Source organism: Streptomyces sp. ERV7 (genome assembly GCF_001653515.1).
Lineage (GTDB): Bacteria > Actinomycetota > Actinomycetes > Streptomycetales > Streptomycetaceae > Streptomyces.
The window spans coordinates 422,333-438,041 of the sequence record NZ_LYOY01000040.1 but is presented as its reverse complement, the minus strand read 5'-3'; the positions used below and the strand labels follow the sequence as shown (position 1 = coordinate 438,041).

Annotated in this window: 18 protein-coding genes and 1 riboswitch; of the genes, 9 read left to right on the top strand and 9 right to left on the bottom strand. The window is 70.0% G+C overall.

Annotated features, from left to right (window positions below):
• The first annotated feature begins 90 nt into the window (after positions 1 to 90).
• A complete protein-coding gene (locus A8W25_RS16475; protein WP_067162224.1) occupies positions 91 to 930 on the top strand; it encodes a hypothetical protein in 840 nt (279 codons plus the stop codon).
• A 97-nt stretch (positions 931 to 1,027) separates the two neighbouring features.
• On the opposite strand, the gene thiC is transcribed toward A8W25_RS16475, so the two are convergent.
• Complete coding sequence (gene thiC / locus A8W25_RS16470) at positions 1,028 to 2,806, bottom strand: phosphomethylpyrimidine synthase ThiC (RefSeq protein WP_067162222.1); 1,779 nt, start codon at positions 2,804 to 2,806, stop codon at positions 1,028 to 1,030.
• A riboswitch (TPP riboswitch) is annotated at positions 2,799 to 2,933 on the bottom strand. (Overlaps the previous gene by 8 nt.)
• Positions 2,934 to 3,004: 71 nt before the next feature.
• Here thiC and A8W25_RS16465 point away from each other — a divergent pair.
• Positions 3,005 to 4,339: a YibE/F family protein gene (locus A8W25_RS16465; RefSeq protein WP_067162220.1), complete on the top strand. Its 1,335-nt coding sequence runs from the start codon at positions 3,005 to 3,007 to the stop codon at positions 4,337 to 4,339.
• 7 nt (positions 4,340 to 4,346) lie between these two features.
• Here the strand turns inward: A8W25_RS16465 and A8W25_RS16460 are convergent, their stop codons facing one another.
• From A8W25_RS16460 to A8W25_RS16445, 4 genes are all read right to left on the bottom strand, one after another.
• On the bottom strand, positions 4,347 to 4,784 hold the full coding sequence (locus A8W25_RS16460; protein WP_067162218.1) for an SsgA family sporulation/cell division regulator: 438 nt from the start codon (positions 4,782 to 4,784) through the stop codon (positions 4,347 to 4,349).
• Between the two features lie 95 nt (positions 4,785 to 4,879).
• A complete protein-coding gene (locus tag A8W25_RS16455) occupies positions 4,880 to 5,650 on the bottom strand; it encodes an IclR family transcriptional regulator (protein ID WP_079126129.1) in 771 nt (256 codons plus the stop codon).
• Between the two features lie 188 nt (positions 5,651 to 5,838).
• Positions 5,839 to 6,057, bottom strand: coding sequence for a DUF5326 family protein (locus A8W25_RS16450; protein ID WP_067162216.1), 219 nt, complete (start codon positions 6,055 to 6,057; stop codon positions 5,839 to 5,841).
• A 236-nt stretch (positions 6,058 to 6,293) separates the two neighbouring features.
• Positions 6,294 to 6,611 (bottom strand): cupin domain-containing protein, encoded by a 318-nt coding sequence (locus A8W25_RS16445; protein WP_067162214.1) that lies wholly within the window; start codon positions 6,609 to 6,611, stop codon positions 6,294 to 6,296.
• A 50-nt stretch (positions 6,612 to 6,661) separates the two neighbouring features.
• Between A8W25_RS16445 and A8W25_RS16440 the strand changes: the two genes are divergently transcribed.
• The 4 genes from A8W25_RS16440 (at position 6,662) to A8W25_RS16425 (ending at position 9,814) form a co-directional block, all read left to right on the top strand.
• Positions 6,662 to 7,042, top strand: a complete 381-nt coding sequence (locus A8W25_RS16440) for a phage holin family protein (RefSeq protein ID WP_067162212.1) — start codon at positions 6,662 to 6,664, stop codon at positions 7,040 to 7,042.
• 11 nt (positions 7,043 to 7,053) lie between these two features.
• Positions 7,054 to 8,202, top strand: a complete 1,149-nt coding sequence (locus tag A8W25_RS16435; RefSeq protein WP_067162210.1) for a cystathionine gamma-lyase — start codon at positions 7,054 to 7,056, stop codon at positions 8,200 to 8,202.
• A gap of 193 nt (positions 8,203 to 8,395) precedes the next feature.
• Positions 8,396 to 9,292 carry a LysR family transcriptional regulator gene (locus tag A8W25_RS16430; RefSeq protein WP_067162208.1) on the top strand — a complete coding sequence of 299 codons (897 nt, stop codon included), beginning with the start codon at positions 8,396 to 8,398 and terminating at the stop codon, positions 9,290 to 9,292.
• A 39-nt stretch (positions 9,293 to 9,331) separates the two neighbouring features.
• A complete protein-coding gene (locus A8W25_RS16425) occupies positions 9,332 to 9,814 on the top strand; it encodes an NUDIX domain-containing protein (protein WP_067162205.1) in 483 nt (160 codons plus the stop codon).
• A gap of 37 nt (positions 9,815 to 9,851) precedes the next feature.
• Here A8W25_RS16425 and A8W25_RS16420 read toward each other — a convergent pair whose 3' ends face one another.
• Both A8W25_RS16420 and A8W25_RS16415 read right to left on the bottom strand, forming a co-directional pair.
• A complete protein-coding gene (locus A8W25_RS16420; RefSeq protein WP_420708501.1) occupies positions 9,852 to 11,075 on the bottom strand; it encodes a globin domain-containing protein in 1,224 nt (407 codons plus the stop codon).
• Between the two features lie 60 nt (positions 11,076 to 11,135).
• A complete protein-coding gene (locus tag A8W25_RS16415; protein ID WP_067162202.1) occupies positions 11,136 to 11,771 on the bottom strand; it encodes an HAD family hydrolase in 636 nt (211 codons plus the stop codon).
• A gap of 225 nt (positions 11,772 to 11,996) precedes the next feature.
• Here A8W25_RS16415 and A8W25_RS16410 point away from each other — a divergent pair, with 225 nt between their 5' ends.
• A complete protein-coding gene (locus A8W25_RS16410) occupies positions 11,997 to 12,848 on the top strand; it encodes a GNAT family N-acetyltransferase (RefSeq protein ID WP_067162200.1) in 852 nt (283 codons plus the stop codon).
• A gap of 50 nt (positions 12,849 to 12,898) precedes the next feature.
• Here A8W25_RS16410 and A8W25_RS16405 read toward each other — a convergent pair whose 3' ends face one another.
• Both A8W25_RS16405 and A8W25_RS16400 read right to left on the bottom strand, forming a co-directional pair.
• The gene (locus tag A8W25_RS16405; protein WP_067162198.1) at positions 12,899 to 13,321 is read right to left on the bottom strand and encodes a GlcG/HbpS family heme-binding protein; all 423 of its coding nucleotides are present in this window, start codon (positions 13,319 to 13,321) and stop codon (positions 12,899 to 12,901) included.
• 43 nt (positions 13,322 to 13,364) lie between these two features.
• Complete coding sequence (locus tag A8W25_RS16400) at positions 13,365 to 14,597, bottom strand: MFS transporter (protein WP_067162196.1); 1,233 nt, start codon at positions 14,595 to 14,597, stop codon at positions 13,365 to 13,367.
• A gap of 141 nt (positions 14,598 to 14,738) precedes the next feature.
• On the opposite strand from A8W25_RS16400, the gene A8W25_RS16395 reads away from it, so the two are divergent.
• Positions 14,739 to 15,197, top strand: coding sequence for a MarR family winged helix-turn-helix transcriptional regulator (locus A8W25_RS16395; RefSeq protein WP_067162194.1), 459 nt, complete (start codon positions 14,739 to 14,741; stop codon positions 15,195 to 15,197).
• A gap of 25 nt (positions 15,198 to 15,222) precedes the next feature.
• The gene (locus tag A8W25_RS16390; RefSeq protein WP_067162192.1) at positions 15,223 to 15,675 is read left to right on the top strand and encodes a GNAT family N-acetyltransferase; all 453 of its coding nucleotides are present in this window, start codon (positions 15,223 to 15,225) and stop codon (positions 15,673 to 15,675) included.
• The last annotated feature ends 34 nt before the right edge of the window (positions 15,676 to 15,709 follow it).

The window sequence follows — 15,709 nt, the reverse complement described above, 5'->3', positions numbered from 1 at the left end:
CCATCGGCTTATCCGTAGCAGGCTCTCCTCCGTTTCCGCCCGATTGCCCGTTCATCAGGCGGGCTTTCCGGCCCTACGGAGCATCGGGGGATGCACATGAACAGCGCTCCGCACCTGCTGACCGAGGACCGCCCGGAGTTCGAGCGGATCCTCGACGACGCACTGCGCACCGCGCCCGACCGGCCCGAGCTGGCCGGTGTAGGAGTACGGCTCAACACCGAGCAGTTGCGCACCATGGTGCTCAACGCCGGTGCTCTCGTCTCGGCGGCCGCGGCGGCCGAGTACGACCACTACGTCAAGGCGCGCGAGGAGTTGCGGGCGCCGTCCACCCCCGCGCTCACATCGGAACGCGGCTCGGTGATGACGCCTCCGGTGGTCGACAGCCCGGATTCCACCTCGGGCGCCGGCGTCGGCGCGGTCGTCGCAGTACTGGCACCCGTCCTCGCCGGGACCGCCGCCGCGATCTTCCTGTTGGTGGGCTACATCCTGAAGATGCTCAACCCCGAGCCCGCCTTCGCCGACACTTTACTGACCGCGGGCTGGTTCTTCGGGGCCCTCACCGCGGCCGCGATACTCGCCGCCGCGATCAGCCTCCTGCTCACGGCGATCCGTAACGGCGCCACCCAGGTCGTCGCCGAGCCGGAGGAGGGCGAGGTGGGCGATGAGAGAGCGCAGGAGGTCTCCCGGGCCCGCGAGGCATGGCGCCACGCCCTGGTGGAGCGGGGTATCTACCCGTTCCTGCGCGAAGCACTGGCCGACCCGGGCACCGGTGCGTCGGCCCGCCGCTCGACGGGCCGGATACCGACCCTCGGCTACGACCGGCCCGACTTCGACAGCCCGGGTGACTCGTCGACGGGGACCCGGCCCAGCTTCACCAGCCCGGACTTCACCAGTCCCGACTTCGGGGGCCCCGAACACCCGCCGGAGTGACCGGCTTCGGGGCGCCTGTTTCACGTGAAACCACGGCCGCGCATGTTTCACGTGAAACAGGGATCCCTGTTTCACGTGAAACATCGGTGCGCGTACGTCACTCCGCGATCGGCAGATAGACGCGGTTGCCCGACGCCGCGAACTCCTTGGACTTCTCCGCCATACCGGCCTCGATGTCCCCCGTCGCCAGATCCCCGCCGTGCTCACGCCGGATGTCCTGCGAGATCTTCATCGAGCAGAACTTCGGCCCGCACATCGAGCAGAAGTGAGCGGTCTTCGCCGGCTCGGCGGGCAGCGTCTCGTCGTGGAACTCCCGGGCGGTGTCCGGGTCGAGGGCCAGATTGAACTGGTCCTCCCAGCGGAACTCGAAGCGGGCGTCCGAGAGCGCGTCGTCCCACTCCTGTGCGCCCGGGTGCCCCTTGGCGAGGTCGGCCGCGTGCGCCGCGATCTTGTAGGTGATGACGCCCGTCTTCACGTCGTCACGGTTCGGCAGGCCCAGGTGTTCCTTGGGCGTGACGTAGCAGAGCATCGCGGTGCCCCACCAGGCGATCATCGCGGCACCGATGCCGGAGGTGATGTGGTCGTACGCCGGGGCGACATCGGTGGTCAGCGGGCCGAGCGTGTAGAACGGCGCCTCCTCGCAGATCTCCTGCTGGAGGTCGATGTTCTCCTTGATCTTGTGCATCGGGACATGTCCCGGGCCCTCGATCATCGTCTGCACGTTGTGGCGCTTGGCGATCGTGTTGAGCTCACCGAGCGTGCGCAGCTCGGCGAACTGCGCCTCGTCGTTGGCGTCCGCGATGGAGCCCGGACGCAGACCGTCGCCCAGGGAGTACGTCACGTCGTACGCGGCGAGGATCTCGCAGAGCTCCTCGAAGTTCTCGTACAGGAACGACTCCTTGTGGTGCGCGAGGCACCAGGCGGCCATGATCGAGCCGCCGCGCGAGACGATGCCGGTCTTGCGGCGGGCGGTGAGCGGCACGTACCGCAGCAGCACTCCCGCGTGGACCGTCATGTAGTCGACGCCCTGCTCGGCCTGTTCGATGACCGTGTCCCTGTAGATGTCCCAGGTCAGCTCCTCGGCGCGGCCGTCGACCTTCTCCAGCGCCTGGTAGAGCGGCACGGTGCCGATCGGGACGGGGGAGTTGCGCAGCACCCACTCGCGGGTGGTGTGGATGTTGCGGCCGGTGGAGAGGTCCATGACCGTGTCGGCGCCCCACTTGGTGGCCCAGGTCATCTTGTCGACCTCCTCCTCGATGGAGGAGGTGACGGCGGAGTTGCCGATGTTGGCGTTGACCTTCACCAGGAACCGCTTACCGATGATCATCGGCTCGATCTCGGGGTGGTTCACGTTGGCCGGAAGCACGGCGCGACCTGCGGCGATCTCCTCGCGCACAACCTCGGGGGAGACGTTCTCGCGGATCGCGACGTACTCCATCTCCGGGGTGATCTCGCCCCGGCGGGCGTACGCGAGCTGGGTGACGGCCTGGCCGCCGCGGCCCCGGCGGGGCTGGCGCGGGCGGCCCGGGAAGACCGCGTCGAGGTTCTTCAGTCCGCCGCGCGGCGAGGTGTGCTTGATGCCGTCGTCCTCGGGGCGGACGGGGCGGCCCGCGTACTCCTCGGTGTCCCCGCGCGCGATGATCCAGTTCTCCCGGAGCGGGGCGAGCCCTCGGCGGACGTCCGTCTCGACGTTCGGATCCGTGTACGGCCCGGACGTGTCGTACAGCGTGACATCCTTGCCGTTGGTGAGGTGCACCTGGCGCACCGGCACCCGGAGGTCGGGGCGCGAGCCCTCGACGTACCCCTTGTGCCAGCCGATGGACTTCCCGGCCTCGTTCTGGTTCGAGGCAGGCGTGCGTGCGTCCTGAATGGTCATGAGACCTACTCCCTACGCCGGCATTACCCGGTAACAGGTTCGGCGGTCGGCGCAGCCGCTTCCGTACGGTTCGTACGGCTTTCAGCGCCCTCTCAGCCCGGTGCTCCGAGCTCCCGCGTGTGCAAAGGTGTCACCACGCTAGCGTCATCCCCAGCGCGCTGAACAGAGGGGCCCCGCCGTTGTTGCGATGATCGGGCGGTGACGTCAGCAGAGCAGCCCCCCGAAGACGCCCACGGACACCCGCACGGACAGCCCCATGGGCACAGCCACAGCCACGGTCCGGCGGCGCCCGTCTCCAAGCATCTCCGCAAGGTGATCGCGGCCGTGCTGATCCCGTTCTCGGTCGCGGTGCTCGTCGGACTGGCCGTGCTGTGGCCGGGCGGGACCCCCTCCCATCAGCGCACCGGAGTCGGCTTCGACCGCCAGACCCAGCAGGCGAAGGTCGTCGCCCTGCAGAAGGTCGACTGCAAGTCGGTCAACGCGGGTCAGGCCCCGTCGGGCGGCGACACCTCGGCTGCCGGGGGCCGACAGGCCGGGCGATCCGGTCAGGACCTGTGCGCCAAGGCGACCATCGAGGTCACCAGCGGCAAGGAGAAGGGCCGCACCTTCACCGAGATCGTCCAGCCGGACGCCCCGCGCCAACTGCACAAGGGACAGGGCGTGATCGTCGCGTACGCCCCCGATGCCCCGCACGACCTCCAGTACTCGGTGACCGATGTGAACCGCCGGTTCCCGATGGCGCTGCTCGCGGGCATCTTCGCGCTCGTGGTGGTGGCCGTCGGGCGGCTGCGTGGGGTGATGGCGCTCGTCGCGCTGGTCGTCTCGTTCGCCGTGCTGACGCTGTTCATCCTCCCGGCGATCCTCCAGGGATCCAATCCGCTGCTTGTCGCGGTGATCGGGTCGAGCGCGATCATGCTGATCGCGCTGTACATGTGCCACGGCCTGTCGGCGCGTACCTCGGTCGCCGTGCTGGGCACGCTGATCTCGCTCGTCCTGATCGGGCTGCTCGGCTCGCTCTTCATCGGCTGGGCCGCACTGACCGGCAACACCGACGACAACACCGGTCTGATCCACGGGCTCTACCCGAACATCGACATGTCCGGTCTGCTGCTGGCGGGCGTGATCATCGGATCGCTCGGCGTGCTCGACGATGTGACGGTCACCCAGACCTCGGCGGTGTGGGAGCTCCACGAGGCGAATCCGACGATGGGGCCGCGCGGGCTGTACCGGGCGGCCATCCGGATCGGCCGCGACCACATCGCGTCGGTGGTCAACACGCTGGTCCTGGCGTACGCGGGCGCGGCGCTGCCGCTGTTGCTGCTGTTCTCGATCGCGCAGAGCAGCGTGGGGACGGTGGCCAACAGCGAGCTGGTCGCCGAGGAGATCGTCCGGACGCTGGTGGGCTCGATCGGCCTGGTGGCCTCGGTCCCGGTCACCACCGCGCTCGCGGCGCTGGTGGTCTCGGCCGACCGTCCGGCCGTGGCGGCCCGTGGACCGGTGCGGGGCGGGCGCGGCCGACGCCGCAAGAAGTAGCCGGCGCTCAGCCCGCGTTCTGCTCCTCGGCCAGGATCCGCCCCAGCGCCTCGTCCAGATGTCCGTCGAAGTCGCCGAGCGCGCGCTCCTGCCCCAGCGGTACGAGCTTGTCGGTGCGGTCGAGGAAGGCCACCAGCGGGCCGGCCCCGGCCCGGAAGAGCGCCCGTTCGCCGCCCACCCGGAGGCGGATATGGACGTCGCAGAGCTCTTCGGCGCAGGACGGCGCGATGTGCACATCGCCGTCGCCGGTGGGGCCGTTGATGCCGTCGAGCAGGAGTTCCCGCCCGAACGTCCAGGTCACGGGCTCATCGCCGGGGAGGTGGAAGGTCATGCGGACCGCGTACGGATCGTCGGCGCGGTAGGTGAGCTCCACCGGGATCCTGAACGAGAGCTCCTCGGAGACGACGAAGCTCATCATGACCTCTGCCAGGACCTCACGCATCATCTACCCCGCTGTAGCTGAAATGGCCAGGAATGATCCCCCTGGCCGTCTTGACGCAATCGTGCTGGAAGCTCTAACAGATCACAAGGAGTGAGTTTTCAGATACTGATAGAGAACGCGAGGGAACTGAGGAGTCTGCCGACTTCGCCACGGAGCTGCTCGATCGCCGGAATCAGGCGTTCTTGCTGGTGGAGGGGGAGAGAGATGGCCATGGTGGCCGCGCTGGAGCCCGCCGTGATCGGGATCGCGGCGCAGACTGTGCCCAGCGCATACTCCTGTCTTTCGACGACTGGCTGCATACGCTCCGTAGCCGCGAGGCGGTCCAGCAGGGCTCGGCGGTCCCGTACGGAATAGGGCGTGACCGCACGGACGGGATGTCTGTCCAGGTGGTCCTCGCGGGCCCTCTCGTCGAGCTGGCTCAGCAGGCACTGGCCAATGGCGTGCGCGTGCCCGGTCTCCCGGAAGTCGGCCCACTCCTCGACGGCCGGGGCCGACGGCGTGTCGGCCACTCCGGCGATCTCGATCTCACCCTCGCGGTAGATCGCGAAGTAGACGGGGACCCCGATGGCGTCGCGCCAGTCCGCCAGGGACCGGCTGATCTTGGTGCGACGATTCTGCAGTGCCCCACCGTCCGCCAACCGCTCGGCCGCCTCGCCGAAGACGAACACACCGTTCTCCCTGCGCAGATAGCCCTCGTGGGTGAGGGTGCGCAGCAGGTGGTACGCGGTGGGGAGCGGCAGCCCGGCCTCCCGCGCCAGCTGTTTGGCAGGAGCCCCGTCCGTATGGGCTCCCACGGCCTCCAGCAGGCGCAACGCCCGCTGGACCGAACCGATCAGGGTAGGGACACCGGCGTTCGCAGCCGTGGCCACAGGTCACCCCCAGGCGTGCTGACGGGCGAGGAGCCCGCCCGAGGCAGCAGAGGTTTTCACCATAACGGCCGCCTCCGGCGCCATGAGGGGTTTGGCCTCGCCGTCCCTCAGCCGGGCTAATCCTGGGGTGTTCTGTACGAGCGCTGTGCCTTTCCGGGCCCGCTCCCGTACGGAATGCGCGCCGTCGGCTACCAGTCGCCGCGCGAGGACGTCGAGGACATGAACCGTCGTACGACGTAGATGAGACCGCCGACCAGCGCCACGAAGATCAGCGCCTTGAAGAGCAGTCCGAACAGGAAGCCGACCACGCTGGCGATCAGACCGCCGAACACGACCAGGGCGATGACGGGCACGGCGACCCACTTCACCCACCAGGGCATCCCCGCGAATATCTCCCGTGCGGCCATCGTCCTTACCTCTTTCATGATCGTGAGTGTCCTGAAGTCTCGGGCTGCTGCCTTCGACACCCTCGATGCTAGGGGCGCGGGGGTACCGAACGGGGCCCTCGCAGCCCTTGATCTCCCCTGACCGGACCCCTAGGGAACCCGACACCCTCGATGCTAGGGGCGCGGGGGTACCGAACGGGGCCCTCGCAGCCCTTGATCTCCCCTGACCGGACCCCTAGGGAACCCCGGGGTCGCCCTCAGCTCTCAGGCGGAGAGAAGACGACCAGAACCCGCAGGTCCTCGGCGATGTGGTGGAAGCGGTGGGCGACCCCGGCCGGCACATAGACGACGCTGCCCCGTGCCACCTCGGTGGTCTCCAGGCCGACCGTGATGGACGCCCGGCCGCTCACCACGAAGTAGATCTCGTCCTGGGCGTGCGGCTTCTGCGGGTCCTGGTCGCCCGCGTCCAGCGCGTAGAGCCCGGCCGACATGTTCCTTTCCCGCAGAAACTGCAGATAAGCGCCGTCGTTGGCGGCGCGCTCCGCCTCAAGTTCGTCAAGCCGGAATTGCTTCATCGCCGTCCGCCCCTGCACTGGTACCGATCACGTCTGCCACGATCAGACACATGAAGAATTTCGTAGTCAAGACGCTCGCCAACGCCGCGGCCCTGGCCGTGGCCATCTGGCTGGTCGAGAAGATCACGCTCACCGGTGACAGCACCGGCAAGAAGGCCCTGACGCTGATTCTGGTCGCGCTGCTCTTCGGCCTGGTGAACTTCATCGTCAAGCCGGTCGTCAAACTCCTCTCGTTCCCGCTGTTCATCCTCACGCTCGGCCTGATCACCTTTGTGATCAACGCGCTGATGCTGCTGCTCACCTCGTGGCTGGCCGGAAAGCTCGACCTCAACTTCCATGTCGAGGGCTTCTGGACCGCCCTGCTCGGCGGCCTGATCATCTCGATCGTGTCCTGGGCCCTGAACGTCGTCCTGCCCGACGACAAGGACTGAGGGGAGCGCGGATGACCTCCGGTGTGACCCCTCCCCGGACGCCGGGGGACGGCACCAGAGCGGTGCGGGCCGGGCTCCCGGACCCGGTGGCGTACGAACCCTCGCTGCCGGGGCCGGTGTTCGCCGCGCACTTCCACCTGCCCGGCGAGGCCGTGGGCCCCTACACCTACGGCCGGGACACCAATCCGACGTGGACCCATCTGGAGCGCGCCCTCGCCGAGCTGGAGTCCCCGGACGCGCCCGCCGAGGCGGTCGTGTTCGCCTCCGGAATGGCCGCGATCTCGGCGGTCCTGCTCTCCCACGCGCGCGTGGGCGACGCCGTGGTCCTGCCGGACGACGGCTACCAGGCGCTCCCCCTGGTGCGCGAGCAGCTCACCGCGTACGGGGTCGAGGTGCGCACCGCGCCGACCGCGGGCGACGCCCAGCTGGCCGTCCTGGACGGCGCGGCCCTCCTGTGGATCGAGACGCCCTCCAACCCGGGTCTGGACGTCTGCGACATCCGGCGGCTGGCGCGGGCCGCCCATGACACGGGCGCGCTGGTCGCGGTCGACAACACGCTGGCGACCCCGCTCGGCCAGCGCCCGTTGGAGCTCGGCGCGGACTTCGCGGTGGCCAGCGGCACCAAGGGCCTCACCGGCCACGGCGATCTGCTGCTCGGCTATGTGGTCTGCCGCGATCCCGAGCTCGCCGCGCGCGTACGCACCTGGCGCAAGGTGGTCGGGGCGATCCCCGGGCCGATGGAGGCCTGGCTGGCGCACCGCTCGCTTGCCACGCTCCAGCTGCGCGCGGACCGGCAGTCGGCGAACGCGCTGGCCGTCGCCGAGGCGCTGCTCGACCGCCCCGAGGTGAGCGGGGTGCGCCATCCCGGGCTGCCGTCCGACCCCGCGCACCGGCTGGCGGCCGCGCAGATGCGCCGCTTCGGCTGTGTCGTCTCCTTCGACCTGCCTGACCGCGCGCACGCGGAGCGGTTCCTGGCGGCGCTGCGGCTGGTGGACGACGCCACGAGTTTCGGCGGGGTGCGCTCCACGGCCGAGCGGCGCGGCCGCTGGGGCGGTGACAAGGTCGCGGAGGGCTTCATTCGCTTCTCGGCCGGGGCCGAGGACACCGCGGACCTCGTGGCCGACGTACGGCGGGCCCTGGACGAGGCCGCCGGGGCATGAGGCGGACGGTCCGAGCCTCCCCCCTCATGGCTCGGACCGCCCCGGTTCCACTCCACGCGCGAAGAACCGCGTCAACAAGGCTAGTTGACTCTGTGTCAGTGTCCAATCACGGTAGCGACAGAGACCTATCGACATATTTATAGTTGTGTCCGGCCGGGGACGTCGTGAGGCAGTTCGGGACGGGAGGGCACCCATGGACCTCGCCCTGCTACGGACGTTCGTCACGGTCCACCGCGCGGGTTCCTTCACCCGGGCCGCGGCGCTGCTCGGGCTCTCGCAGCCCGCCGTGACCAGCCAGATCCGCACGCTGGAGCGGCAGTTGGGGCGCCCGCTGTTCCTGCGCCAGGCGCGCGGGGTGACACCGACGACCGTCGGCGACGAACTGGCGCAGCGGGCCGCCCCGCACCTGGACGCACTGGTCGAGATCGCCGAGTCCGGCTCGTACGACGACTCGGGTGTACGGACTCTCCACCTCGCCGGGCCGCCGGAGTTCACCTCGCTGCGCGTCCTGCCCTCACTGACCTCGCTCATCCCGCAGGGGATCGCGCTGCGGGCTTCCTTCGGCAACGCCGAGGAGACCCTGGAGGGCCTGGCCGCGGGCCACCACGACCTGGCCGTCGCCACCGCCCGGCCCCGGGGCCGGCTGCTCTGCGCGACCCCGCTCTGCGACGAGGAGCACGTACTGGTCGCCGGGGTGCGCTGGGCCTCGCGGGTCGCGCCGGGTGCGCTGCGGCGCGGAGGCCCCGGCGTACTGGAGCACATTCCGGTGGTGGAGGTGCACGAGTCGCTCCCGTTCGTCTCGCGCTACTGGGCCGCCGTCTTCGACACCAAGCCGGCCGCCGCGGGCACGGTGATCGCGCCCGATCTGCGGGCGGTCCTGGAGACGGTGACCGCGGGCGCGGGCCTGGCCGTACTGCCGCGCTATCTGAGCGAGGGGGCACTGGAGCGCGGCGAGCTCGTGGCCCTGCTGGATCCGCCGGTGCCCCCGCTGCGGACCTACTTCCTGGCGGTGCGCACCGGCACGCTCGCCCTGCCGCACATCGCGCGGGCGCAGGAATGGCTGCTGCGTGCCGCGGTCGACTGGAGCTGAGGGAGTTTCGCGGGCGCCGCCACGGGCCACATTTCTCCCATGACCGTCCGACCCGTGGTCAAGCGCACCGCACGAGCCGTCCTGCTGGACGGCGACGACCTGATCCTGATCAAGCGCACCAAGCCCGGCGTGGATCCCTACTGGCTCACCCCCGGCGGCGGCGTCGAGCCGGAGGACTCCACCGTCGTCGAGGCCCTGCACCGCGAGGTGCACGAGGAACTCGGCGCGAAGATCACCGATGTGGTGCCCTGTTTCGTCGACACCGTCGAGCACATCGGCGCCGACGGCGGGGCGACCGGCGTGAAGGTGCAGCACTTCTTCGTCTGCCGGCTCGACTCCATGGACCTGTCCCTGCGCCACGGCCCCGAGATGGACGAGCCCTGCGGGGAGTACGAGATCGTACGGATCCCGTTCACCCGCGTCGGTATCGCCTCCGTCCACCTCGTGCCGCTGTCGCTGCGGCACTACCTCGACGGCAACATCGAGGGCGTCCGCGCGATGCACGCGCCCGACCTGGGCTGATCCCCCGCCGGGCGCGTGCCCGGCGGGGCGTCGAGCCTCAGCCGTTCGCCGCGACGAGCTCCTCGACGGAGTCGTGCCGGATGCGGTCGGAGGGGATCCCGATGTCCCGCAGGGTGGTCACGCCACTGCGGATCATCCCCGGCGGTCCGGAGACATAGGCGTCGTACGAGGTCCAGGGCCCGTACTCGCGCACCGCCTCCGGGAGCCGGCCGCCGAGCCCCCGGCCCGGGCCGCCCGAGACCACCGGCCGTACCGACAGCCAGGAGTGCGCCTGCTGCAGCCGCATCAGGGTGTCGATGTCGTAGAGGTCGTGGTTGCTGCGGGCGCCGTAGAAGACCTCGACGGGCCGCCGCTCTCCGTACCGGGCGACGTCCTCGACCAGCGCCTTGATCGGCGCTATTCCGGTGCCGCCCCCGAGGCAGAGCAGGCCGTTGTCGGTGGTGTGGTCGACCACCATCGACCCGGCGGGCGCTCCCAGCCGCAGGGTGTCCCCGGGGCGGGCCCGGTGGACCAGCGCGCCGGAGACCCATCCCGCCGGCACCGCTTTGACGTGCAGCGACAGCAGCCCGTCGGACCTGGGCGCGGAGGCCAGCGAGTAGTGCCGCCAGATCCGCGGCCACCAGGGCGTCTCCAGCGTCGTGTACTGCCCGGCCAGAAAGGGGTACGGCTGGTCCGGGCGGAGGGTGACCACCGCGATGTCCGGGGTCCTCAGATCGTGCGAGACGACCTCGGCGTACCACCAGGCGGGCTGCCGCAGTTCGTCCTCGTCGGCCGCGTCGATCATGATCTGCGACATCGTCGTGTACGCCCGGACCCAGGCGGCCTGGGTCGCCTCGTCCCAGGTCTTCTCGGCATACCGGACCAGCGCGCCGATCAGCGCCTCTCCGACGGCCGGGTAATGCTCGGGCCGGGTCCCGTACTTACGGTGGCCCCGGCCCAGTTGGCGAAGATATTCAGTGAGTGTGGCGGTGTTCTCCAGATGCTCGGCCGCGGTGAGCAGCGCCTTGAGCAACCGGTCCCGCTGGGCGTCCATCGCCGCCGGAAAGAGCGTGCGCAGTTCTGGATCGCCTATGAAGAGCAGTGCGTAGAAGTACGACGTGACCTTGTCCGCTAACGGTGCGATCTCCGCGAGTGTGCGGCGTATCAGCACAGCGTCGGTCGACGTGGTGGTCGGAGCGTTCATCCCTTGTCTCGCCTCGAACCTCTGGCCGCAGTTACCGACGTCCGGGAGTCCCGTCCCTCCCGTAACGGAGCATGTCAGCTTCCGGGAGGGCGCGGGGACAAATAGCAGGAATCCCGGGTATCCGAACCGGCATTCCCGTTAGGCTCGTCTGATCTGTGCCAGCGCGTAGGCCTCACGGAGATCGTCCCCGGAGTAGGTGTGCGTGGCCCTGCCGGCGAGATGGCGGTCGGCGTTCACGGCGACCGACACGGGCACCGCGGCGAAGAGATCCACGTCCGACATGGAGTCCCCGTAGGCGACACAGTCCGCCCGGCTCACTCCGAACTCGGCGCGCAGCCGCTCGGCGACGGTCACCTTCGCGGCGGCGCTGAGGATCCCCGCCGGGTCGACGGGCCGGGTGAAGGGCACCTCGGGGAAGACGGATCCGTGCGCGGCATGGACTCCCCACTCCAGCAGCCGCTCGACGAAGAACGACGGCGAGAGCGAGATGACCGCGCAGTAGTCGCCGCCCTCCCGGATCTCCCGCCACACCTCCTGGATCCCGGCGAGCCAGGGCGCCGAGGCGAAAGCCGCCGTCACATGCGCCTGCGTCAGCCCCGACCAGAGCCCGTGCACCCGGACCGCGTACTCGGGCGGCCCGATCAGACCACGGGACAGTTCCCGCTCCAGTTCGCCGATCTCCTCCAGCAGCCCGAGCTGCCGCGATATCTCGACCGGCGCGGCGGATCCCCGGATGAGGGTCCCGTCGAGGTCGAAGAGATGAAGTCTCGCCATGTACGCCGAGGCTAGTACCCCTGGTTACGCCCATGCGCCGGGGACCCCGGGAGTGGCGGGAGTGTCCGGGGGCGCCGTGTTTCACGTGAAACAACGCTTTGGCTCCCCGTTTCCTGTTTCACGTGAAACATCCGGGGCGAAGGCTGACAGAGCGTGGCCGAAAGCAACGTGCTGTATGCGCAAAACGGTGGACGGGGTACGGGTTCATCGGACAGCCTGATCCCCATGCCCTCACCGCTCGACGAGCTTCCGATCCGCCGCCTGACCATTGACGACCTCGTTTCCTGCGCCGACCTCTCCGAGAACCGCGGCTGGCCGCGCGAGGAGCACAAGTGGGGCCTGCTGCTCACAGCGGGAACCGGCTACGGCATCGACGACCCGGACGGCAAAGGCCTGGTCACCGCCTGTGTGGTCACCTCGTACGAGGACCTCGCCGCCATCGGAATGGTCCTGGTGGCCGAGAAGTACGCACGGCAGGGCGTGGGGCGGCGGCTGATGCGGCACGTTCTGGCGGAGCTGGGCGACCGGCCGGTCACGCTGCACGCCACGCCGTACGGACGGCCGCTCTACGAACAGCTGGGCTTCGAGACCACCGGCCGCGCCGAGATGGTCCGCGGCCACTTCCGCCCCTCGGGCCCCGCCCCCACCGTGGCGACCCGCCCGGCGACCGCCGAGGACCTGCCCGCCATCCTGCGGCTGGACGCCGGGGTCTTCGGCCGCGACCGTACGCATGTGATCACCCGGCTGCCCGCCTTCGCCGACCAGCTGCGGGTCGCCGAGGACTCCGGCGGCCTCATCGGCTACGCGGCGGCCTGGCCGAACATGGAGACCCATGTCGTCGGTCCGCTGGTAGCGCGCGACACCGAGACCGCGAAGGCCCTGGTCGCCTCGCTCGCCGCGGGCACGGACCGTCCGCTGCGCACCGACGTCGACGTACGCCATGAGGAGCTGCTCGACTGGCTGAAGGCGAACGGTCTGGAACCGATCGCCTTCAACGCGGTCATGACGCGCGACATCCCCGGGCTGCCCGGCGACTGGACCCGTCGCTTCGCTCCGCTGACGGTCGCCGCGGGCTGAGCCCGGCCTGCCGTACGGCGGCGGGCCCGGCAGTGGGTCCGGCTGTGGGCTCAGACGAGCCGCTGTACGGCCTGCATGGCGAAGCCGTGGTCCTGCTCGGGGGATCCGCCGCCGATACCGATCGCCCCGATCAGCCGGCCGTCGCGGTGGACGGGGACGCCGCCCGCGATGAAGAGCAGCGGCCGGTCGAGCGCGGTCGGCAAGGTGTGGAAGGGCCCGCCGGGCTGGACCGCGTCGACGAGGTCGGCGGTCGGAGCGCCGAGCTGGAGGGCGGTGTACGCCTTGCGGGTGCTGGTCTCGCCCGCGATCAGTACGGCGCGGTCGTCACGGCGGAAGGCCAGCAGATGGCCGCCCGCGTCGAGGACGGTGACGGCGACCGTGGCCGCGGCCTCCTCGGCGGCGGCACGGGCCGCCTCCACGAGGGCTTCGGCGTCCTGAATGGTGAGCGGGGCGACAGCGGTGGTGGTGCTCATGGGGAGTGGGCTCCTAAGTGCGCTAGAGCGATAGAGCGGTCGGTCAGGGGCGACCGAGGGTGCTGCGGGCGTGGTCAGTGGTGCGCTGCGGCGGCGCGGGCGCGGCGCCCGTGACGATGCGGCTGTCCGTCCGCGTACGCCGTTCCAGCGCGCTGGAGACGACGGCGAGGACGACCGCCGAGGCGGCGAGCGCGGCGCCGACCCAGTTCGGGGCGGTGTAGCCGAACCCGGCGGCGATCACGAGCCCGCCCAGCCAGGCGGAGAGCGCGTTGCCGAGGTTGAAGGCGCCGATGTTCATGGCGGAGGCGAGGGTGGGGGCACCCGCGGCCTGGTCCAGGACCCGCTTCTGCAGCGGCGGTACGGTCGCGAAGCCGAGCGCGCCGATCAGGAAGACGGTGACGGCCGAGGCGGTCTTGTCATGGGCGGTGAGGGTGAACAGGGCCAGTACGACGGCGAGGCCGCTCAGTGACACATAGAGCATCGGCATCAGAGCCCGGTCGGCGAACCGGCCGCCGATCAGGTTCCCGGCGACCATGCCGAGGCCGAAGAGGACGAGCAGCCAGGTGACCGAGCCGTCGGCGTAGCCGGTGACATGGGTCATCATCGGCGTGATGTAAGTGATCGCGGCGAAGACGCCACCGAAGCCGAGCACGGTCATCGCCATGGCGAGCAGCACCTGGACGTTGCGGAACGCGGCGATCTCGTCGCGCAGCCGGACGCCCTCGGCCCTGGGCATGTCGGGGATGAGCTTGGCGACGCCCAGGAGCCCGACGACACCGAGCGCGGCCACGACGAAGAACGTCGTACGCCAGCCGATCTGCTGGCCGACCAGGGTGCCCAGCGGGACGCCGATGACATTGGCGACGGTCAGGCCGGTGAACATCATCGCGATGGCTCCGGCCTTCTTCTCCGGCGCGACCAGATCGGCCGCGACGACCGAGCCGATGCCGAAGAACGCGCCGTGTGCCAGGGAGGCGACGATCCGCCCGGCCAGCATCAGCCCGAAGACGGGGGCGACGGCGGAGAGCACGTTGCCGACGATGAAGAACCCCATCAGCAGCATCAGCATGCGCTTGCGGGAGATCCGGGTGCCCAGGACGGTCATCAGCGGGGCGCCGAGGACCACGCCGAGCGCGTATCCGGTCACCAGGTAGCCAGCCATGGGGATGGTCACGTCGAAGGTGTCGGCCACCTCCGGGAGCAGCCCCATGATCACGAATTCGGTGGTGCCGATACCGAACGCCCCGATGGCCAGGGCCAGAAGCGCGAGTGGCATGGGATTCACACCCTTCCAGGAGATTGCATGAGCACCTTACGAGCGTCCACAATAATTGCAGGCGCGGGTTATTTGCAAACGCGGGCTATTGCACTCGTGGCCTATCCTGGTCTCAAGCAGCTCCGGACGGAGGACAGACGCATGACCGCGACGGACCCCGCACTCACCGCCCTCTCCCAGGGCTGGTGCGCCCTCTCCCTGCTGCACGGCAGGATCGAGGCCCATATCGAGCGGGCCCTGCAGTCGGGGCACGAGCTGAGCGTGCGCGAGTACTCGCTCCTGGACGTCCTCAGCCGCCAGCACAGCGGCCCGGGCGGCCATCTGCAGATGAAGCAGGTCGCCGACGCCGTCGTCCTCAGCCAGTCCGCGACCACCCGGCTGGTCACCCGGCTGGAGGACCGCGGCCTGCTGACCCGCTATCTCTGCGACACCGACCGGCGCGGGATCTACACGGACGTCACGGAGTCCGGCCAGGAGCTCCTCGCCGAGGCCCGGCCCACCAACGACCGCGCACTGCGCGAGGCACTCGACGAGGCCGCGCGGAAGCCGGAGCTCGCCCCACTGGTCAGGGCCGTCGAGGAACTCCGCGTCCCGGCGTAGTTCTTCCCGGCGTAGTCTCCGGGCCATGAGCGATCTTGAGATAAGGCCGGCGGCGGCCCAGGACATCCCGGCGATCGTGGCGATGCTCGCCGATGACCCGCTGGGCGCCCAGCGGGAGTCCCCGGACGACCTCGCCCCGTACCTCGTCGCCTTCGAGAGGCTGGACGAGGACCCCCACCAGCACCTGGTCGTCGCCGTCCGCGACGACCAGGTCGTCGGCACCCTCCAGCTGACCGTCATCCCGGGGCTCTCCCGGCGCGGCGCCACCCGCTCGATCATCGAAGGCGTACGCATCCACGCCGATGAACGCGGCAGCGGCCTCGGCACCCAGCTCATCGAGTGGGCCGTCGAGGAATCCCGGCGCCTGGGCAGCCAGTTGGTCCAGCTGACGTCGGACGCCACCCGGATCGATGCCCACCGCTTCTATGAGCGGCTGGGCTTCGAGGCGTCCCATCTGGGCTTCAAGAAGGCCCTCTGAGCCTGAGCCTCTGGGCTCGGAGCGCGCTCAGCGC